Annotated in this window: 23 protein-coding genes and 1 pseudogene; 2 read left to right on the top strand and 22 right to left on the bottom strand. The window is 71.2% G+C overall.

All coding sequences use genetic code 11. The annotated features are described in order from the left end of the window. Positions 1-77 precede the first annotated feature (77 nt). The 5 genes from GTW40_RS14150 to rpsB all read right to left on the bottom strand — a co-directional run bounded on the left by GTW40_RS14150 (position 78) and on the right by rpsB (position 4,651). Complete coding sequence (locus GTW40_RS14150; protein WP_161180526.1) at positions 78-1,100, bottom strand: phosphatidate cytidylyltransferase; 1,023 nt, start codon at positions 1,098-1,100, stop codon at positions 78-80. Continuing rightward, positions 1,100-1,657 carry a ribosome recycling factor gene (gene frr, locus GTW40_RS14145; RefSeq protein ID WP_161180525.1) on the bottom strand — a complete coding sequence of 186 codons (558 nt, stop codon included), beginning with the start codon at positions 1,655-1,657 and terminating at the stop codon, positions 1,100-1,102. Before frr ends, GTW40_RS14150 begins: the two co-directional genes overlap by 1 nt. Before the next feature lie 179 nt (positions 1,658-1,836). Then, on the bottom strand, positions 1,837-2,595 hold the full coding sequence (gene pyrH / locus GTW40_RS14140; protein ID WP_161180524.1) for a UMP kinase: 759 nt from the start codon (positions 2,593-2,595) through the stop codon (positions 1,837-1,839). A 188-nt stretch (positions 2,596-2,783) separates the two neighbouring features. Continuing rightward, positions 2,784-3,620: a translation elongation factor Ts gene (tsf, locus tag GTW40_RS14135; RefSeq protein ID WP_161180523.1), complete on the bottom strand. Its 837-nt coding sequence runs from the start codon at positions 3,618-3,620 to the stop codon at positions 2,784-2,786. A gap of 149 nt (positions 3,621-3,769) precedes the next feature. Then, positions 3,770-4,651, bottom strand: coding sequence for a 30S ribosomal protein S2 (rpsB, locus tag GTW40_RS14130; RefSeq protein ID WP_161180522.1), 882 nt, complete (start codon positions 4,649-4,651; stop codon positions 3,770-3,772). Positions 4,652-4,921: 270 nt separating this feature from the next. Here rpsB and GTW40_RS14125 point away from each other — a divergent pair, with 270 nt between their 5' ends. Continuing rightward, positions 4,922-5,509, top strand: a complete 588-nt coding sequence (locus GTW40_RS14125; protein ID WP_237525508.1) for a M23 family metallopeptidase — start codon at positions 4,922-4,924, stop codon at positions 5,507-5,509. Between the two features lie 6 nt (positions 5,510-5,515). Here GTW40_RS14125 and GTW40_RS14120 read toward each other — a convergent pair whose 3' ends face one another. The 17 genes from GTW40_RS14120 to GTW40_RS14040 all read right to left on the bottom strand — a co-directional run bounded on the left by GTW40_RS14120 (position 5,516) and on the right by GTW40_RS14040 (position 18,685). Further along, positions 5,516-6,073, bottom strand: a complete 558-nt coding sequence (locus tag GTW40_RS14120; RefSeq protein WP_161180533.1) for a TetR/AcrR family transcriptional regulator — start codon at positions 6,071-6,073, stop codon at positions 5,516-5,518. 64 nt (positions 6,074-6,137) lie between these two features. After that, positions 6,138-6,980, bottom strand: a complete 843-nt coding sequence (whiG, locus tag GTW40_RS14115; protein ID WP_161180521.1) for an RNA polymerase sigma factor WhiG — start codon at positions 6,978-6,980, stop codon at positions 6,138-6,140. A 354-nt stretch (positions 6,981-7,334) separates the two neighbouring features. Continuing rightward, entirely contained in the window at positions 7,335-8,462 is a 1,128-nt protein-coding gene (dprA, locus tag GTW40_RS14110; RefSeq protein WP_161180532.1) for a DNA-processing protein DprA, read from the bottom strand. An 83-nt stretch (positions 8,463-8,545) separates the two neighbouring features. Further along, positions 8,546-10,171 carry a YifB family Mg chelatase-like AAA ATPase gene (locus GTW40_RS14105; protein WP_161180520.1) on the bottom strand — a complete coding sequence of 542 codons (1,626 nt, stop codon included), beginning with the start codon at positions 10,169-10,171 and terminating at the stop codon, positions 8,546-8,548. Between the two features lies 1 nt (position 10,172). Continuing rightward, the gene (locus GTW40_RS14100; protein WP_161180519.1) at positions 10,173-10,538 is read right to left on the bottom strand and encodes a YraN family protein; all 366 of its coding nucleotides are present in this window, start codon (positions 10,536-10,538) and stop codon (positions 10,173-10,175) included. A gap of 159 nt (positions 10,539-10,697) precedes the next feature. Beyond that, positions 10,698-11,006: a DUF2469 domain-containing protein gene (locus tag GTW40_RS14095; protein ID WP_018544766.1), complete on the bottom strand. Its 309-nt coding sequence runs from the start codon at positions 11,004-11,006 to the stop codon at positions 10,698-10,700. A gap of 53 nt (positions 11,007-11,059) precedes the next feature. Further along, positions 11,060-11,587, bottom strand: coding sequence for an NUDIX hydrolase (locus GTW40_RS14090; protein ID WP_161180531.1), 528 nt, complete (start codon positions 11,585-11,587; stop codon positions 11,060-11,062). Between the two features lie 28 nt (positions 11,588-11,615). Then, complete coding sequence (lepB, locus tag GTW40_RS14085; RefSeq protein WP_161180518.1) at positions 11,616-12,365, bottom strand: signal peptidase I; 750 nt, start codon at positions 12,363-12,365, stop codon at positions 11,616-11,618. A 195-nt stretch (positions 12,366-12,560) separates the two neighbouring features. Then, entirely contained in the window at positions 12,561-13,328 is a 768-nt protein-coding gene (gene lepB / locus GTW40_RS14080; protein WP_343245694.1) for a signal peptidase I, read from the bottom strand. Then, positions 13,294-14,403 (bottom strand): signal peptidase I, encoded by a 1,110-nt coding sequence (gene lepB / locus GTW40_RS14075; protein WP_237525507.1) that lies wholly within the window; start codon positions 14,401-14,403, stop codon positions 13,294-13,296. Before lepB (GTW40_RS14075) ends, lepB (GTW40_RS14080) begins: the two co-directional genes overlap by 35 nt. Beyond that, positions 14,396-15,091, bottom strand: a complete 696-nt coding sequence (lepB, locus tag GTW40_RS14070) for a signal peptidase I (RefSeq protein ID WP_161180516.1) — start codon at positions 15,089-15,091, stop codon at positions 14,396-14,398. Before lepB (GTW40_RS14070) ends, lepB (GTW40_RS14075) begins: the two co-directional genes overlap by 8 nt. Positions 15,092-15,136: 45 nt before the next feature. Continuing rightward, a complete protein-coding gene (rplS, locus tag GTW40_RS14065) occupies positions 15,137-15,487 on the bottom strand; it encodes a 50S ribosomal protein L19 (RefSeq protein ID WP_121786682.1) in 351 nt (116 codons plus the stop codon). Between the two features lie 136 nt (positions 15,488-15,623). Next, positions 15,624-16,457, bottom strand: coding sequence for a tRNA (guanosine(37)-N1)-methyltransferase TrmD (gene trmD / locus GTW40_RS14060; RefSeq protein ID WP_161180515.1), 834 nt, complete (start codon positions 16,455-16,457; stop codon positions 15,624-15,626). Beyond that, complete coding sequence (rimM, locus tag GTW40_RS14055; protein WP_161180514.1) at positions 16,454-17,002, bottom strand: ribosome maturation factor RimM; 549 nt, start codon at positions 17,000-17,002, stop codon at positions 16,454-16,456. The genes trmD and rimM overlap by 4 nt, the downstream gene beginning before the upstream one ends. A gap of 83 nt (positions 17,003-17,085) precedes the next feature. Continuing rightward, positions 17,086-17,325 carry an RNA-binding protein gene (locus tag GTW40_RS14050; protein WP_161180513.1) on the bottom strand — a complete coding sequence of 80 codons (240 nt, stop codon included), beginning with the start codon at positions 17,323-17,325 and terminating at the stop codon, positions 17,086-17,088. A gap of 5 nt (positions 17,326-17,330) precedes the next feature. Beyond that, positions 17,331-17,750, bottom strand: coding sequence for a 30S ribosomal protein S16 (gene rpsP, locus GTW40_RS14045; RefSeq protein WP_018544757.1), 420 nt, complete (start codon positions 17,748-17,750; stop codon positions 17,331-17,333). Positions 17,751-18,085: 335 nt separating this feature from the next. Continuing rightward, positions 18,086-18,685 carry a hypothetical protein gene (locus tag GTW40_RS14040; RefSeq protein WP_161180512.1) on the bottom strand — a complete coding sequence of 200 codons (600 nt, stop codon included), beginning with the start codon at positions 18,683-18,685 and terminating at the stop codon, positions 18,086-18,088. A gap of 392 nt (positions 18,686-19,077) precedes the next feature. Between GTW40_RS14040 and GTW40_RS14035 the strand changes: the two are divergent. Continuing rightward, a pseudogene (locus tag GTW40_RS14035) lies at positions 19,078-19,333 on the top strand (SAM-dependent methyltransferase); the annotation flags it as partial.

Raw genomic sequence — 19,333 nt, 5'->3', positions numbered from 1 at the left:
ATCCCGGCCGACCCCCGCAACGCCGTCGGGCCCCGTCCTGCCGCAGCAGAACGGGGCCCGAGGATCGAATGCGGGGGTCAGGACCCCACGAACGCCACCATCAGCAGCCACACCACCGGGGCCGTCGGCAGCAGGGAGTCCAGGCGGTCCATGATGCCCCCGTGGCCCGGGAGCAGGGTGCCCATGTCCTTGATGCCGAGGTCCCGCTTGATCATGGACTCGCCGAGGTCGCCCAGCGTGGCGCTCACGGCGACCGCGAGGCCGAGCACCAGGCCCTGCCACCAGGCGCCGTCGTCGATCAGGAACTGCATGCACAGCGCGCCCGCGACCATGGCGAACAGCACCGCGCCGACCAGGCCCTCGCGGGTCTTGCCGGGGCTGATGCGCGGGGCGAGCTTCTTCTTGCCGAAGCGCCAGCCGACCGCGTAGGCGCCGGTGTCGCTGACCACCGTCAGGAGCAGGAAGGTCAGCACCCGCCAGGCCCCGTCGTGGGCGGTGAGCAGCATCGCGACGAACGTGGCCAGGAACGGCACGTAGAACGCGGCGAAGACACCGGCCGTGACGTCCTTGAGGTAGTTCTCCGGCGGCTGCGTCATACGCCAGACCAGGACCGCGAGCGCGGTGAGCGCCATGGCGACCCAGGCGCCCTCGGCACCGCGCGCGTACCCGGCGACCACCATGGCCGCGCCGCCCACCGCGAGCGGCACGAGCGGCGCGTTGATGTCCTTGCGCTCGCGGAGCCTGCTGGTCAGCTCCCAGAGCCCGACGACCACCGCGACCGCGACCACGCCGACGAAGACGGCCTTGACGACGAACAGGGACGCGATGATCACCGCGCCGAGTCCGACGCCGACCCCTATGGCCGCGCTCAGGTCACGGCCCGCGCTCTTCTTCTGCGGCGCGGGCGCCGGCTGCGGGGAGTCGGGCATGGGCTCCGGATTCTGCGAAAGGCTCGGATACGGGCTGCCGTGCTGCGGGGCGAACGCCCCGTCGTACGCCGGACCCGCCGGGGCAGCCCCCTGGGCGGGCCCACCGCCGGTGGGCCCCCAGTAGCCGGCCTGCCCCGCCTGCGGCGGCGCCCCCCAGGAAGAGTCGCTCATCAGACTTCGAGCAGCTCCGCTTCCTTGTGCTTGAGAAGCTCGTCCACCTGCGCGACGTACTTCGCGGTCAGGTCGTCGAGTTCCTTCTCCGCGCGGCGGCCCTCGTCCTCGCCGACCTCGCCGTCCTTGATCAGCTTGTCGATGGCGTCCTTGGCCTTGCGGCGCACGGAGCGGATCGAGACCTTGGCGTCCTCGGCCTTGTGCTTGGCGACCTTGATGTAGTCGCGGCGGCGCTCCTCGGTCAGCTCGGGGAACACCACACGGATGATGTTGCCGTCGTTGCTGGGGTTGACGCCCAGGTCCGAGTCGCGGATGGCCTGCTCGATGTTGCGCAGCGCGGTCTTGTCGAACGGCGTCACGACGGCCATGCGCGGCTCCGGCACGGAGAACGAGGCCAGCTGGTTGATCGGCGTCGGGGCCCCGTAGTAGTCGGCCACGATCTTGTTGAACATCGCCGGGTGCGCACGCCCGGTGCGGATCGCGGCGAAGTCCTCCTTGGCGACCACGACGGCCTTCTCCATCTTCTCCTCGGCTTCGAGGAGGGTCTCTTCGATCACCACTTGCTCCTGCGTGTCTTGAGTGAGGCCCGGCTGCGGTTCCCCGATCGGGCGGCGGCCGGCTGCGTCGCGTCTGCTTCCTGCACGGTTCCCCACCGGCAGGACATTGTCCATCCCCCGGCCAGGGTGCGTCCGGTCCGGCACCCGGACAAGTCGCACCGCTGGGCGGGGAGTGCCGGTCAGTCCCGGCTGCCCTGGTCGCCCACGAGCGTGCCGATCTTCTCACCCTTGACGGCCCGCGCGATATTGCCCTCGGCGAGCAGCTCGAACACGAGGATCGGCAGGCGGTTGTCCCGGCACAGGGTGATGGCGGTGGCGTCGGCGACCTTGAGGTCGCGGGTGATGACCTCGCCGTAGCCGAGCGCGTCGAACTTGACGGCGTCGGGGTTGGTCTTGGGGTCGGAGTCGTAGACCCCGTCCACACCGTTCTTGCCCATGAGGAGCGCCTCGGCGTCGATCTCGAGGGCGCGCTGGGCGGCGGTGGTGTCGGTGGAGAAGTACGGCATACCCATGCCGGCGCCGAAGATGACCACGCGGCCCTTCTCCAGGTGGCGCACGGCGCGCAGCGGGATGTACGGCTCGGCGACCTGGCCCATGGTGATGGCGGTCTGCACGCGGCTGTCGATGCCCTCCTTCTCCAGGAAGTCCTGGAGGGCGAGGCAGTTCATGACGGTACCGAGCATGCCCATGTAGTCCGAGCGGGCGCGGTCCATGCCGCGCTGCTGCAGCTCGGCGCCGCGGAAGAAGTTGCCGCCGCCGATGACGACCGCGACCTCGGCACCGTCGCGCACGACGGAGGCGATCTCACGGGCGATCTTGTGCACCACGTCCGGGTCCACGCCGAGGCCCCCGCCGCCGGAGAAGGCCTCTCCGGACAGCTTCAGCAGAAACCGGCCGCTTACTTTGCCGTCGTCGCTCTTCTGGGCCTTGGTGGTCATGGGGAATCCCGTCTTTCACGTGGTGCACATACGAAGAAGGCCATTGCCGGTGGGGTCGCTTCTCGCTCCCTTGCGCGGCAATGGCCTCCTCGTCAGATCTGCTGCCGTCCGTCACACGCCCGGACGGCGGTGTGCGCGGACGACTGCTGTCGACCCTATCCGGGTCTCGCGTCGAGCGCGGTACGGACTCAGATGCCGACCTTGATGCGCGAGAAGCGCTTCAGGGTGACACCGGCCTCGTCCAGGACCTTCTGGACGGACTTCTTGTTGTCCAGGGCGTACGGCTGGCCGAGCAGCGTGGCGTCCTTGAAGAAGCCGTTCAGACGACCCTCGACGATCTTGGCGATCGCGGCCTCGGGCTTGCCCTCGGCGCGGGTGGTCTCCTCGGCGACGCGACGCTCGGTCTCGACGACCTCGGCCGGGATCTCGTCCTTGGAGAGGTACTTCGGCGCGAAGGCGGCGATGTGCTGGGCGATGCCCTTGGCGACGTCGGCGTTCGGCTTGTCCAGCTCGACGAGGACACCGATCTGCGGGGGCAGGTCGGGCATCGTGCGGTGCATGTACGCGGTCACGAAGCCGTCGGTGAACTGCGCGAAGCGGTCCAGGACGATCTTCTCGCCGAGGTTGGCGTTGGCCTCGTCCACGAACGCCTGGACGGTCTTGCCGGGCTCGATCTCGGAGGCGAGCAGCGCCTCGAGGTCGGCCGGGTTCGTCTTGGCGATGTGCTCGGCGATGGTGTTGGCCACGGCCTGGAACTTCTCGCCCTTGGCGACGAAGTCCGTCTCGCACTTCAGCTCGACGATGACGCCGGCGGAGTTGTCGTCGGCGATGATGGAGACCACGGCGCCGTTCTCGGCGGAGCGGCCCTCGCGCTTGGCGACGCCCTTCTGGCCCTTGATGCGCAGCGCCTCGACGGCCTTCTCGACGTTGCCCTCGGCCTCGTCCAGAGCCTTCTTGCAGTCCATCATGCCGGCGCCGGTGAGCTCACGGAGCTTCTTGACGTCGGCGGCGGTGTAGTTCGCCATGAGTCTGTGAGTCTTTCTGGAGGTCTTGAAAGATCGGAGATCCGCACGGGCCCGCGATCGGCAGAGGCCGGATCGCGGGCGTCATGTCGGCCTACGGGTGAGCGGCGGGGGCGGGGTTCATGCCACCCCCGCCGTCAGCACCGTGGGTGTCAGGCCTGCTCGCCCTCGGCCACCTCGGCGGCGGCCTCCTCGACGGCCTCGGAGACCTTGGCGTCGGGGGCGGGGGTCTCGGCGGCGGCCTCGACGGCCTCGTCCTTCTTCTCGCCCTCGAGCAGGTCGCGCTCCCACTCGGCCAGCGGCTCGGCCGCGGCCTTCTCGCCCTTGTCACCGGTGGCGACGCGCGAGCGGGAGATGAGGCCCTCGGCGACGGCGTCGGCGATCACGCGGGTGAGCAGGGTGACGGAGCGGATCGCGTCGTCGTTGCCCGGGATCTTGTAGTCGACCTCGTCGGGGTCGCAGTTGGTGTCGAGGATGGCGACGACCGGGATGTTGAGCTTCCGGGCCTCGCCGACCGCGATGTGCTCCTTCTTGGTGTCCACGATCCAGACGGCGCTGGGCACCTTCTGCATCTCGCGGATACCACCGAGGGTCTTCTCGAGCTTGGCCTTCTCGCGGGAGAGGACCAGCAGCTCCTTCTTGGTCAGACCGGAGGCGGCGACGTCCTCGAAGTCGATCTGCTCGAGCTCCTTGAGGCGCTGCAGACGCTTGTAGACGGTCGAGAAGTTGGTGAGCATGCCGCCCAGCCAGCGCTGGTTGACGTAGGGCATGCCGACGCGGGTGGCCTGCTCGGCGATGGCCTCCTGCGCCTGCTTCTTCGTGCCGACGAACATGACCGTGCCGCCGTGGGCGACGGTCTCCTTGACGAACTCGTAGGCGCGGTCGATGTACGACAGCGACTGGAGCAGGTCGATGATGTAGATGCCGTTGCGCTCGGTGAAGATGAAGCGCTTCATCTTCGGGTTCCAGCGACGGGTCTGGTGACCGAAGTGGACGCCGCTCTCCAGCAGCTCCCGCATCGTGACGACGGCCATGGCCATCTCCTTGAGATTCTCGGTTGTGCCGCGTCCGCCGGACGGCGGTCGCGCCTGACGCCCGCGTGCGCCCAGCCGCGAAGGACCGAGGGGCGCTGATACGAGTCGGGTGACCGGCCTCGTACCGGGGCGTGCGAAGTCGACCCGGTGACCCGGATCGCCGTAAGAAGTGTACGGGACGGGCAGGGCACCGGGTGACGCCACTGTCCACAACCGGGCGGCCGTCCACAGTTCGCGCCATGATCGGCGGGGTCGCGGGAGGGTTCTCGCATGCGATCACTGGTGCGATACGTGATGAACTGGGCGATCCTTCCCCTGCTGTTGGCCTGCGTGCTGCTCACGCCCCTGGCATGGGCGGACGGCCCGCCGCCTCCGGCTCCGGAGAGACCGCCCGGTGAGCGGGTGCCCGCGCTGGCCCGCACCTGGCCGGTGGGAACACGTCCGGCCGTGCTGCGGGGCTGGGAGCCGCCCGCCTCCGTCTATGCCGCCGGGCACCGGGGCGTGGACCTGACGGCGCCACCGGGCGCCCCGGTGCGCGCGGTGGCGGCGGGCCGGGTGTCCTACGCGGGGCGGGTGGCGGGACGGGGCGTGGTGGCGGTACGGCTCGCGGGCACGTCCCTGCGGACGACGTACGAGCCGGTGCGCGCCGAGGTGGAGAAGGGCGCGGAGGTCCGGGCCGGGGAGGTGGTGGGGACGGTGGAGACCACGGGGTCGCACTGCCCCGGGACATGCGTCCACTGGGGCCTGCTGGACGGCACTACCTATCTGAACCCGCTGGAGCTGCTGCCGCCGTGGCTGCTGAACCGGGGTCCGTCGAGACTGCTCCCGGTGCTGGGAGTCCCGGTGCCGTCCGGCTGAGCGGCCTCAGCCCCGTACGCCGCGCAGCGCCATCGTCACCGCGGCGTCCGTGATCGCCTCCGGGTCCTCGGCCGCGCCCAGTTCGATCCGGCGGACGGCCGCGTCCACGACGCCCTGGAGCAGCATCGCGGCGAGGCGGGGCTCTGCGTGGCCCAGGTCGGCGAGCGCCTCGACGATCATCGCGACGAGGCCGCCGTGCGCGGCGCGGATCTTCTCCCGTGCCCCGGCGTCGAGTTCGCTCGCGGAGATCGCCACCACGGCTCTGTGCCGCCGGTCCCCGACCAGCGCGAGCTGTCGGCGGACGTACGCCTCGACCTTGCCATCGGCGGACGGCTCGTCGGCCATCGCGGCCTCGACCTCGGCCGCCCAGACGGGGAAGTCGACCTCGCACAGCTCCTCGACCACGGCGGCCCGCGACCGGAAGTACTCGTACACCGACGAGCGCGCGAGTCCCGTGCGCTCGGCCAGGGCGGGGAAGGTCAGCGCCTCCGTGCCGCCCTCGGACAGCAGCGTCCGGGCCGCGTCCAGCAGGGCGGCTCGCTGCATCGACCGGTGCTCGGCCACGGAGGCCGCTCGAATCCTTGGCACCCCACCACTTTACGGACCCGCCGCCCCGGAGGGGAGATCGTCAGCGTCCGAAGCTCGCCAGCTTGGCCCTCAGCTGGAGCACCGACTTGGTGTGGATCTGACTGACCCGGCTCTCGGTGACGCCGAGGACGTTGCCGATCTCGGCGAGGGTGAGCCCCTCGTAGTAGTACAGCGTGACCACGGTCTTCTCCCGGTCGGGCAGCGTGTTGATCGCCCGCGCCAGGAACCGGCGCAGCTCGCGGTCCTCGGCCACCTCCACCGGGTTGTCGGCGGCGGTGTCCTCCAGGGTGTCCATGAGGCTGAGCCGGTCGCCGCCCTCGCCGCCGACGTGCAGCAGCTCCTCCAGGGCGACCACGTTGGCCAGGGAGAGCTGGCTGAAGACGGCGTGCAGCTCCTCGACCCCCACGCCCAGTTCGGCGGCGACCTCCCCCTCGCTCGGTGTCCGCCGCAGCCGCGCCTCCAGGGTGGCGTAGGCACGCTCGACGTTGCGCGCCTTCTGCCGGACCGAGCGGGGGATCCAGTCCAGCGCCCGCAGTTCGTCGATCATCGCGCCCCGGATGCGGGTGATCGCGTAGGTCTCGAACTTGATCTCGCGGTCGATGTCGAACTTCTCGATCGCGTCGATGAGCCCGAACACCCCGGAGGAGACGAAGTCCGCCTGCTCGACGTTGGGCGGCAGTCCGACGCTCACCCGGCCGGCCACGTACTTGACCAGCGGCGAGTAGTGCAGGATCAGCTGTTCCCTCAGCCGTTCGTCCCCCGTCGCCTTGTACGACCGCCACAGCTCGTCGAGTGTCGAGGGAGCGGGCGGCCGCGCGCTGCCACCGTCGCGGGCGGCTGGGGGGATCGCCGCCCGGTCGGACCCGGAGGTGTGCTGGGGCATTCGTCGCCTAGTGCCGTTCTGCCGTGAAGTGCTGTGAAGTGCCGTGCGGTGCGAAGGAGGTGCGGGCTGTGCGGGGACGGGTGGGGTGCGGGTCGTACGGAGACGGGCGGGGTGGGTCACCCGGGTTGGGTGCCGGACCGGTGCGAGGTCGCGCGATCGCCGCCCGAACCCTCGTGAGCGTAGCGTGACTGAGCTGTCGCGGTGTGCGAACAGCGAGGCACCACCCGTGCGCGAACCCCCTCCACCGGCCGCCTCTCCGTGTCCCGGGCCCCGCTCTCCGCGAGCCGTCCGGGCGCCAACTCCGGGAAAACCCAAGGGTGTAGGGCCATTCCCCCGGACGGCCGAACCCGCCGGTCAGCCCGGGGCGGCCCCGGCCCGGACCGCGATCACCGCCTGGCGTGTCAACTTCCAGCCGTCGTCGTGTCGTTCGACATAGCCAAGCGCTCGAAGTTCGTACAGTCTCGCGACCGCCTCCTCGCGTGTGGTCCGCGCGCCGCGCGCGATCTCCCCGGCCTCCGCCGCGCGGTCGCCGGGCAGCGCGGCGAGCACGTCGCGGGCCGCAGGCTCCAGCAGATCGCGCGGGAGCACCGGGCCGCGCCGGGGCGGGGCCAGCTCGCCGATGGCGCCCACGAGTTCGGTCACCTCGGCCGCGTCGGTGACCAGGAACGCCTCGCCGCGCAGCAGCTCGTGCACCCCGGCCGACAGGGCACTGGTGACCGGCCCGGGCACCCCCATCGTCGATCTGCCCAGCCGCTGAGCGGCCCGCGCCGTGACCAGCGAACCGCTGCGGCACGCGGCCTCCACGACGACGGTGCCCCGGGTGAGCGCGGCGATCACCCGGTTGCGCACGATGAACCGGCTCGGCGTCGGATGGTCGCCCGGCGGCAACTCCCCCACCAGCAACCCCTGTTCCGCGATCCGGTCGAGCAACGCGGTGTGGCCGCGCGGATAGGGCCGGTCCACTCCGCAGGCCAGCACGGCGACGGTGGCCCCGTCGGCCGCGAGGGCGCCCCGGTGGGCGGCGCCGTCGATGCCGTACGCCCCGCCGGAGACCACCACCCAGCCGCGCTCGGCGAGCCCGGCGGCGAGGGCGGTGGCCGTGTGGGCGCCGTACTCGGTGCAGGCCCGCGCGCCCACGACCGCGACGGATCTCAGCGCCCACATCCGCAGGCCCGGCCGTCCGCGCACCCACAGCCCCACGGGCCGGGTGTCCCCGAGGTCGTCCAGCTGGGCGGGCCACTCGGTGTCGCCGGGGCACACGAACCGTGCCCCGGCCTCGGCCGCGACGGCGAGGTCCCGCTCGGGATCCACCCCCTCGACGCGCGCGAGCAGCCCCTGCCAGCGCTTCGGGCCGACCCCGGGCAACGGCCTCCCGCCGCGCCGGAGCCGTCTGACCACCTCTTGTGCCCCGAGCTCCCGCAGCCAGCGCCCTGACGTCTCGTCGCCGGGTTCGAGGACCCGGGTGAGGAAGACCCGCGCGATGCGGTCGTCGCCGGACGCCTGCTCGGAGGGGCAGGCGTCGGCGTCCTCCTCCGGAAGCTCCCAGAAACCGTCCCCTCCCCCGCTCACACCGACGCCCCGATCGCCATCGGCACACCCCGGGGCACGCCCGTGCGCAACTGGAGCGCGAGGCGGACGTCGTCGGCTCCGGGGCGGTCGTGGCCTGCCAGGTCGGCGATGGTCCAGGCGACCCGGAGCACCCGGTCGATCCCACGCGCGGTGAGGACGCCGCGCTCCAGGCCGCGTTCGGCCTCGTCCATCGCGCCGTGCTCGGCGTGGAAGCGGGTGCGCAGCTCGCGGCCGGGGACCTCGCTGTTGGTGTGCCAGGGCGTCCCGGTGAGCCGGGCCGTCGCGCGCTGCCGGGCCGCCCCCACCCGCTCGGCCACGCTCGCGGTGGACTCGCCCCGGGCGCCGGAACCGGTGAGCTGGGCGCGGGTGACCGGGTCGACCTCGACGCGCAGGTCCACCCGGTCCAGGAGCGGGCCGGACAGCCGGGACTGGTAGCGCCGGATCGCGGACGGCGGGCAGTCGCACAGCGAGTCGCGCTGGGAGAATCGCCCGCAGGGGCAGGGGTTGGCCGCGAGGATCATCAGGAACCGGGCCGGGAACCGGACCACCCCGGCACTGCGCGCGATCACCACGTGCCCGGACTCCAGGGGCTGCCGCAGGGCGTCCAGGGTCTGGGTGTGGAACTCGGGGGCCTCGTCCAGAAAAAGCACCCCTCTGTGAGCCAGGGACACCGCGCCGGGCCGGCCGATGCCGGGGCCGCCGCCGACCAGGGACTGCATCGTCGCCGAGTGGTGCGGGGCGCAGTACGGCGGCACGTCGACCAGCGGCTTGCCCGGAGGCAGCAGTCCGGCCACCGAGTGCACGGCGGTGACCTCCAGGGACTCCTCGCGGCTGAGCCGGGGCAGTACGGCGGGGAGCCGCTCGGCCAGCATGGTCTTGCCCGCGCCCGGCGGCCCTTCGAGGAAGAGGTGATGTCCTCCGGCGGCGGCCACCTCCAGGGCGGTACGGGCCGAGGTCTGGCCCACCACGTCGGCCAGGTCGTGCCCCTGGTCCTGCAGGGCGGCTCCGGCGCTGTGCATGGCGGCGGAGGCGCCGGTGCCGGGCATCCGCAGTCCGGCAAGCAAGGGGTCGGGGCGCCCCTCGGTGTCCGGTTCCTCGTCGGGCACGGGTTCGTCGGCCAGGACCGCGATCAACTGCCGCAGGGTACGCACCCCGAGCACGGACACCCCGGGGACCAGCGCGGCCTCCGCGGCGGCGCACTCGGGCACCACGACCTGCTGGTATCCGGCCTCGGCGGCGGCCAGTACGGCGGGCAGGATGCCCCGCACCGGCCGGACCCGGCCGTCGAGGCCGAGTTCGCCGATCATGACGATGTCGGCCAGGACCCGGGGATCGATCCGCTCGGCGGCGCCGAGGATCGCGCAGGCCACGGCGACGTCGAAGCCGGAACCGCCCTTGGGCACCGAGGCCGGGCTGAGGCCGACGGTGAGTTTCTTCTGCGGCCACTCGCCGCCGGAGTTCACCACCGCCGCGCGGACCCGGTCCCGGCTCTCCGACAGGCTCTTGTCCGGCAGCCCTACCAGGGCGAAGGCCGCGACCCCGGGCTCCAGGTCGGCCTGGACCTCCACGACCACGCCCTCGACACCGACCAAGGCCACCGAGCACGTACGGGCGAAACCCATCTCAGGCCACCCCCCGCGCGTGCTCCACGGCGGCCGCGCCCCTGCGGGGCAGCAGGACGCCGACCAGATCGACGCGGACACCGCCCGGCGGGGCGCCTCCGTGCGAGTGGACCCAGCGTTCGGCCAGGCCGAGGAGTCGTCGTGCCTTGCGTGGGGTCACGGCGGCCATCGGATGTTCGAAGCCGCCGCCCCTGCGGGTCTTCACCTCGCAGACGACCAGCGTGTCCCCGTCGCGGGCCACGATGTCGATCTCGCCCGCGCGTCCGCAGCGCCAGTTGCGCTCCAGGATGCTCATCCCGGCCTCGGTCAGCCGCCGCGCGGCCAGATCCTCGCCGTACCTGCCGAGTCCATTGCGTGCCTTGCTCATGTCGGCACCACCTCCGGGACCCACGATCACGCGGATCCCGAGGCGATGTGGATCTTGGTGGACCGTCCGGCGGCTGTGGAAAACTCCGCCACCCGTGTGGGTGACGGCCCCCGGCTGTCGGAGGGCTCCGAGCCGTCAGGCCCCGGACACCCCCACCCGTCAGCCGCTCGGCAGCTCCAGATCGCTCTTGTTCAGCTCCTCGATGTTCACGTCCTTGAAGGTGAGGACGCGGACCTGCTTGACGAACCGGGCCGGGCGGTACATGTCCCAGACCCAGGCGTCCGCCATGGTCACCTCGAAGAACACCTCACCCTGGACCGAATGCACCTGCATCTCGTAGTCGTTGGTGAGATAGAAGCGCCGTTCCGTCTCGATCACGTATTTGAACAGACCGACGACGTCTCGGTACTCCCGGTAGAGCTTCAGCTCCATCTCGGTCTCGTACTTCTCGAGGTCCTCGGCGCTCATGGCATCCCCTTCAGCCGTGCGATCCCCCCATTGTGCGCCAGTCCCGCGGGCCCTCAGACGATTTCGGTGTCCAGGGTCACGGGTCCGGCCGGAGGACCTTCGTCGAGCAGCGTGCGCAGCAGCCCGGCGAGTCTGGTCGGATACACCGTCTCATGGGCCTCGGCCAGTTCCCCGCACGTCCACCAGCGTGCTCCGCTGACACTGCGCCGCTCCAGCTCCGTCAGGCCGCCCGGCACACTCTCGGCCGCCTTGGCCGTACGGGCCAGGAAGTACCACTCGTCCTGGTCCCAGCGGCGCCCCGCGAACGGGAACGAGCACCGCCGCCGCCAGAGCACGGGCCCGAGTTCGACATCGGTGATCCCGGTCTCCTCGGCCAGCTCCCGCAGCGCGGCCTGCTCACGCGTCTCGGCGCCCTCCAGACCGCCACCGGGGGTGAACCACCAGTCGTCGGCCGGATCGTCCGGCTCGTGCCCGTGCAGCAACAGGATGCGGTCCTCGGGGTCGAGCAGCACGACCCGCGCCACCCGCCGCAGCCCGCCCACGTAACCGTCGTCGGGGCCGTCGTGGCCGTCGCCGTCCACCACGCTCTCCTCGCCCCGCCCGCCGCTCTCAGGCGGCACCGACGGCCTCCTGCCGGGTCCGGGCGCGCGAGCGGCCCAGCCGCGCCGCGACCGGCCCGTACGCGCCGCCCGCCAGCACCAGCACCGCGCCACCGACGATCATCGCCTCGATCAGGCGCAGCGGCCCCGGCTGCGACAGCTTCCCCAGCGTCTCGAAGCCCGTGGGCCGCGCGATCATGCCCTTCATCGGCCAGATCACGGAGTCCACCCGGGCCGAGACGGCGGAGCGGGCCACGGTGCCCCGGGCCGCGTCGGTCAGATGGGCGGTGGAGTCCAGCGAGCCCTGCCGCTCGTCGCCGAGCAGGAAGAGGCGGCCCTTCGGCACGGTAACGGCCGGGAAGCCCTGGATCTCCGCCGTGCTGCCCTTGGGCAGATACGGCTCCTCGACCTGCCTGCCGTTCACCGTGAGCCTGCCGTCGGTGCAGCAGGCGACCTTGTCGCCGCCGACCGCGACCACGCGCTTGACCACAGGGGCGTTGGTGACCCAGCCCGTGTCGCGGAAGACGACCACGTCACCGCGCCGGACCTCGTCGCCGTCGACTCTCTGGGCCAGCACCCGGTCGCCCGCGTCGATGGTCGGGGTCATCGAACTGGTCGGCACGGTGTACGGCCGGTACACCAGCGCCGCCCAGCCGAACCCGGCCAGAAAGAGCACCAGGCCGAGGGCCACGGCGATGCCCGAGAGCACCCCGCCGACGCCGCCGCCCGAGCCGTCGCCGCCGCGTGCGGCACTTCCCATGAGTCGTCTCCCGGTTCCGGCCCGCCGCCTGCCCGGCGGAACACGATCCGGCCTGGATAGCACACCGGCCCCGGACACCGCGAGGGCGGTGCGCCCCGGAACCGGTGAAGATCCGGTGTCCGGGGCGCACCGCCCTCGGCCGACGGGACCCGCGGTCGGGGTCCCACCGGTACTGCTGTCCGTCCGCCGCGGCGGCTACTTCTGGTCGCCGAGCCCGGGCTGGTCGAAGGTGTCCGGGATGGGCAGCGTGCCCCAGCGGTTGATCGGCCACGCCTTGACGATCGCGCGTCCGACGACGTCCTTCACCGGGACCATGCCGTGGTTCTTGTCGTCCTGGTTGTAGCGCGAGTCGCGCGAGTTCTGACGGTGGTCGCCCATCACCCAGATGTAGCCCTTGGGGACCTTCACCTTGAACTGGCCGCCCTCGTCGTCCACGCTGCACGGGGTGTTGCCCGGGTAGACGAACGGCTCGTTCAGCGCCTTGCCGTTGACCATCAGCGGTCCGTCGTTCTTGCACTCGACGGTGTCGCCGCCGACGCCGATGACGCGCTTGATGAGGTCCTTCTCCTCGGCGGACGGCATGAGGCCGATCCAGCTGAGGCCCTTCTGGATCACGTTCTGCTCCGGCGTCGGCTCGCCGCGCAGCCACTGGTCCGGGTCGTGGAAGACCACGACCTCACCGCGCTCGGGCTCGGAGCCGAACCACGGCGTGAGCTTGTCCACCAGGACGCGGTCACCCTGCTGGAGGGTGTTCTGCATCGAGTCGGACGGGATCGAGAACGCCTGCACCAGGAACGTCTTGATCAGCAGGGCGAGGACGAGCGCGATGCCGACCAGGATCGGCAGTTCCTTCCAGAAGGAGCGCGGCTGGTTCGGCCGGCGTCCGGCCGCGTCCCCGCCGTGCGAGTGGCTCCCGGGCGGCGTGCCGTCACCGTCCGCCGCGGAGCCGTTCGCGGAGTTCACCGCGCCGGCCTGGGCCCCGGCTCCGGACGCCGCGGACTGGCCGCCGTGCTCCTCGCCGTCGTGCCCGGACCGTGCGCCAACCGCCACATCCCCCACGCCAACTCCTCACTCTCTGCCGCCGCCTGCCCCGGAGCCGGTGCAGGCCCACCACTCCCATAACGAGCGGGAGTTCCGCAGGGGTCGGGAGCCGGGTCATTCCGTTCGGGTCGTCCGAGGCAACCCTATGCGACGGGCGAGGAGCGGCAGCCGCTCCCGACACCGAGTCGGTGACGCTTGCGAAGGTTTTAGGTTCCTCCAGGCGCGTCCAGTGGGCGAACGGCCAGCCGATGACCATGGCGCGGCCGACCACGGAGGTCTGGGCGACCGTCCCGCCGTAGGACGTGTTCTGGTGGAAGCGGGAGTCGGCGGAGTTCCCGCGGTGGTCGCCCATCACCCACAGGCGCCCCTTGGGGACCGTGATGTCGAAGGGCATCGTGGAGGGGGCGTTGCCGGGATAGAGGTAGTCGGTCTCGGACAGGGGCACGCCGTTGACCGTGACCTTGCCCTCGGCGTCACAGCACTTGACGTGGTCGCCGCCGACCCCGATGACCCGCTTGATCAGGTCCTTCTCGTCGTCGGAGGGCAGCAGGCCGATGAAGGTGAGCCCCTCCTTGAACTGCTTGACGCCGACGGGGTCGTTCTTCTTCGGCGTCTGCTCGTCGTTCAGCCAGCCGCCCGGGTCGTGGAAGACCACCACGTCCCCGCGCTTCGGCTCGGACCCGAACCACGGCGTGAACTTGTCGACCAGCACCCGGTCGCCGATCCGGATCGTCTGCTCCATGGAGCCCGACGGGATCACGAACGCCTGCACCAGGAAGGTCTTCAGGACCAGTGCGATGAGGACGGCGACACCGAGCAGCAGCGGGATCTCGCGCACGGCCGAACGCCTGCGCTTGCGCTTGACCTTGCGCTGGAGCTTGCGCCGCTCCGCGCGCGACCTGCCGGGCCCCGGCCTGGCGGCGCGCCGCACACCGGTGGGCAGCAGCTCCTCGGCGGAGCTGCCGGGCACCCCGCGCGGCCTTCCACGACTACCCATGCGTGCCCTCCGCGGCCGGCACGCGCGCGTAGGCGGCGGGACGCGTCAGGCGCGTCCAGCGGTCGTACGGCCATACGATCCAGTCGGCCCGGCCGACGACGGCGCCGACCGGGATCATGCCGCCGCCCGGCGAACCGAGATGGTCGCGGGAGTCGCTGGAGCGGCTGCGGTGGTCGCCGAGGAGGAACAGCCTTCCCTCGGGCACCACGACGTCGAAGGGCACACCGGACGGTGCGTTCCCGGGATGGAGGAACGCCGTCTCGTCGACCGCCCGGCCGTTCACCTCGATCCTCCCCTTCTGGTCGCAGCAGACGACATGGTCGCCACCCACCCCCACTACGCGCTTGATGTAGTCGGCGTCGCCGAAGTACCCGGTGCCGTCGAAGACGACCACGTCGCCGCGGTGCGGCTGGGCACCGAAACGGTACGCCAACTTATCTACGAGCACGCGGTCGCCGATCCTCAATCCCGGCTCCATCGATCCACTGGGAATCTGGAACGGCCGCACCACGAATGCGCTGAGGAGGAACAAAAAGACCAGGCAGGTCAGAGCGGTCAGGGTGATCCGGCCGCCCGGCAGCCACGGGGCGGTCCGCTCCACCAACGCGAAACGCGACCGCTCCCGCCCACCCGGAGTCCCGGGCGGGGAGGTGCGGTCGCGTTCCGTCTGCTGAGCTTCGGTGTCCATCGGGGCCAGATGCTATCCGGCCCCGACACGACTCCGGGAAGGCACTCAGTTGTCGCGCTTCTCCTTGATCTTCGCGGCCTTGCCGCGCAGCTCACGGAGGTAGTACAGCTTGGCGCGGCGCACGTCACCACGGGTGACGAGCTCGATCTTCTCGACGATCGGGGTGTGCACCGGGAAGGTGCGCTCGACGCCGACGGAGAACGAGACCTTGCGGACCGTGAAGGTCTCGCGGACACCGGAGCCCTGGCGGCGGATCACAACGCCCTTGAACTGCTGCACACGGGAGCGGTTGCCCTCGATGACGCGCACGTGGACGTTGACGGTGTCACCCGGGCGGAAGGCCGGGATGTCGGTGCGCAGCGAGGCGCCGTCGACGGTGTCGAGCAGGTGAGACATTTCGTCTGCTTTCTTCGCCGATGCCACAGGTCATCAACGGAAGCTAGGTGGAACAACAGGGTCGCCGTGCGGGTCGGAACGGGCGTCGTGTCCCCCTGCGGCAGGGGCGCACGCCGGACGGACGCACAACAGCGGACTATTCTTCCACGCTCTCGGTCCTGCGCCAAAATCGCCCGTACGGCACCCCGTCCGGATCAGGCGCCCAGCCCAGGATGGAGAGCATCTCCCGGTCCTTCTTGTCGAAGACCTTCGGGTCGCAACGCTCGATCAGGTCGGGCCGGTTGCGGGTCGTACGGCGCAGGGCCTCGTCGCGGCGCCAGCGGGCGATCTTCCCGTGGTGGCCGCTGAGCAGCACCTCGGGGATGTCCCTCTCGCGCCACACCGGCGGCTTGGTGTAGACGGGCCCCTCCAGGAGGTTCGCCATCGCGCCGGGCGCGAAAGAGTCGTCCCGGTGGGACTCGGCGTTGCCCAGGACGCCGGGCAGCAGCCGCGCCACGGCCTCCGTGATGACCAGGACGGCCGCCTCGCCGCCCGCGAGGACGTAGTCGCCGATGGAGACCTCGTAGACCGGCATCCGGGTCGCGTACTCGTCCATCACACGCCGGTCGATGCCCTCGTACCGGGCCGGGGTGAAGATCAGCCAGGGCCGCTCGGACAGCTCGACGGCCAGTTCCTGGGTGAACGGACGGCCGCTGGGCGTGGGGACGATCAGCGCCGGGGCCTGGGCGCCGGACTCGTAGCCCTCGGCCAGGACGGTGTCCAGCGCGTCGCCCCACGCCTCGGTCTTCATGACCATGCCGGGGCCGCCGCCGTACGGGGTGTCGTCGACCGTGTTGTGCCGGTCGTACGTCCACGAGCGCAGATCGTGCAGATGCACGCCGAGCTGACCCCGGGCCCGCGCCTTGCCCACGAGGGAGACGTTCAGCGGCTCCAGGTACTCCGGGAAGATCGTGACGACGTCGAGCCTCATGCGTCGTCCTCGTCCCGGGACGAGGCGATCTCCGCGTTGTCGTCGATCAGACCGGGCGGGGGCGTGATGACCGCCTTCTGCTCCGCCAGGTCGATCTCGCGGACGATCTCCTCCACGAAGGGGATCATGACCTCGCTGCCGTCCGGGCGCTCGACGATGAACAGGTCCTGCGAGGGCAGATGCGAGATCTCGGTGATCCGGCCGACCTCCGTGCCGTCCGCGGTGACCACGTCGAGGTCCATCAGCTGATGGTCGTAGTACTCGTCCTCCTCCTCGGGGAGTTCGTCCGGGTCCACGTCGGCGATCAGCAGGGTGTTGCGCAGCGCCTCGGCTCCGGTCCGGTCGTTCACCCCCTCGAAGCGCAGAAGGAGACGGCCGCTGTGCACGCGGCCCGTGGCGATGGTGAGCGGCCCGGCCGAGGCCGGGTCGGTGGCCAGGACGGCGCCCGGCCCGAGCCGGAGCTCCGGCTCGTCGGTACGCACCTCGACGGTGACCTCGCCCTTGATGCCATGAGCACGGCCGATCCGCGCGACTACCAGCTGCACGAGTCCAACTCTCCTGTCATACGACTACGGGCCGGGGACGGCCCAGTGGCCCTCCCCGGCCCGAGCCGGATTGCTGTGATGCGTCAGCGAACGTGATCCACGTCGACCAGGTCGACACGGACACCACGACCGCCGATGGCGCCCACGACGGTGCGCAGGGCACGCGCGGTACGGCCATTGCGGCCGATCACCTTGCCGAGGTCTTCGGGGTGGACCCGGACCTCCAGCACGCGCCCGCGGCGCAGATCGCGCGAGGCGACCTGCACGTCGTCGGGGTTGTCGACGATGCCCTTCACGAGGTGCTCAAGCGCCTCTTCGAGCATGGTGCTCAGGCCTCGGTCGACTCGGACTCGGCAGCGGCCTCGTCCTTCTTCTCAGCCTTCTTCTTCTGGGTGATGGCCTCACCCTTGCCCTCGGTGTCGCCACCGAGCGCCTCGAACGACGGACGGGCCGGCTTGGGCTCGGCGACGAGCAGCGGCGCGGGAGCCGGCTCGCCCTTGAACTTCTGCCAGTCGCCGGTCTTCTTCAGGATGGCGAGAACCGGCTCGGTCGGCTGCGCGCCGACACCCAGCCAGTAGGCGACGCGGTCGGCGTCCACCTCCATGACCGACGGGTTGTACGTGGGGTGGTACTTGCCGATCTCCTCGATGGCCCGGCCGTCACGGCGGGTACGGGAGTCGGCGACGACGATGCGGTAGTGAGGCGAACGGATCTTGCCCAGACGCTTCAGCTTGATCTTGACTGCCACGGGAGTGAGTTCTCCTGGTTTTGACGTGTGTTGGGCACGGCGGAGTTGCCGCGTGGGGTTGCGGTACCCGAGTGCCCGATGGACGCGTCAGCCGGAGGAGAGAGGGGTCCTGTGCGACTGTCGAGTACAGCTAGCCATTGTGCCATACCCTGCGGGGCTCTCTGGGACTGGGTTGGCGATCTTGAGCGTGCTTACAGGGTGCCCGGTGCCGCAGCCCCGCGCCCACCCGTGCCGCCCTGCGGCACGACTGCCCGCAGGGGGATGCCGCTCGGCGGTACGGCCAGCCTCAGGGCACAGGGCAAGTGATCGTACGGCTGCCACGAGCAGCCGTGTCGTCAGCTTGCCGCTGCTACCGCCTCCGGGATGCGGAACGGTTTGCCGCAGCCGCCGCAGACGATCGGGGCCTGTTCGAGGACCGAGGGGACCACGCGGACGTTGCGGCCGCAGTCGCAGACGGCCTTGACGCGGACGCCGCCGCCGGAGGAGCCGTGGCGGGCGGCCGGGCCCCGGAAGGAGCGGGCGGTGTCGGCGGAGGTGGCCACCGTGTGCGCTTTCAGAGCGCGCTGGAGGCGTTCCATGGTCGGGCGGTACCGCCGCTTGGCCTCGGGGTTGAGGGTGACCAGCGAGAAACCGCTGCTGGGGTGCGGCTCCTCGGGGTGGTCCAGGCCCAGCTCCTCGGCGATGGCCAGGAAGCGGCGGTTGTGGTAGCGGCCGGCGCGGGAGGTGTCGCGGACACCCCGGGCGGCGGCGATGCCGTGGACTGCCTCGTGCAGCAGTCGTTCGAAGGAGAGCTCGTGTCCGCACGCGGACGACGACTCCCCGATCAGGGATTCCGGCGCGGCGAGATCAGGCAGCTCGGGGTGGTACCGCTGAATGTCGGCCCACGCCTGCGCCAGTTCCGCGGCGAGGACAGGTGGTGTCTGTGTCGTGCTCACGTAATGACAACGAGCGTGGGTGCCCTCGTGTTCCTATTCCGGGGCATCTCAAATAATTTGCACCTACCCGTCAGTTGCCGCCGATACGGCCGACGCGGGGCGGGTACGCAGATCTGCGGAGAAGCCGCACAGCTCGTACCAAGCCGGTGCTCAGCAGGACTCCCCGCCCCCGCGACGTTACCGGCGCCCGCCCGTGGCCCCGCACCCGCCCCTCAGGTTGCGGGGGCGTGAAATCTGGCCACACACGCCCACACCCCCCAAGCCGGACGCCGCAACCACTGGACGCCGCCGCGCGGCCGGAGTTACCTGGCATACGTGGAGTGCGCGCACGACCACGGGGGGCCACGCCCACGGGCACGTACGCGAACTGTCGGCGATTGGGGCGCTTACCTATGACACCTACGCTCGTGCGGGAGCACCTGTCCCACGCGGGTTCCGCACCACCCGGCGCGGACCCCCGAGCACGCGCGCGCGACTGGTCCGAGATCCAGGAGCGCATGTGGGAACCGCTCTACGAAAGTGTCCACGAACGACTCGACGTCGGACCCGGCACCCGGCTCCTCGGCCTGCGCTGCGGCTCCGGGCTCGCCCTGCTGCTGGCGGCCGCCCGGGGCGCCGCCGTCACCGGGGCCGACTCCTCCCCGGAAC

This window comes from Streptomyces sp. SID4985 (assembly GCF_009863025.1).
Taxonomy (GTDB): domain Bacteria; phylum Actinomycetota; class Actinomycetes; order Streptomycetales; family Streptomycetaceae; genus Streptomyces.
This window is presented reverse-complemented; position numbering and strand designations above follow the sequence as displayed.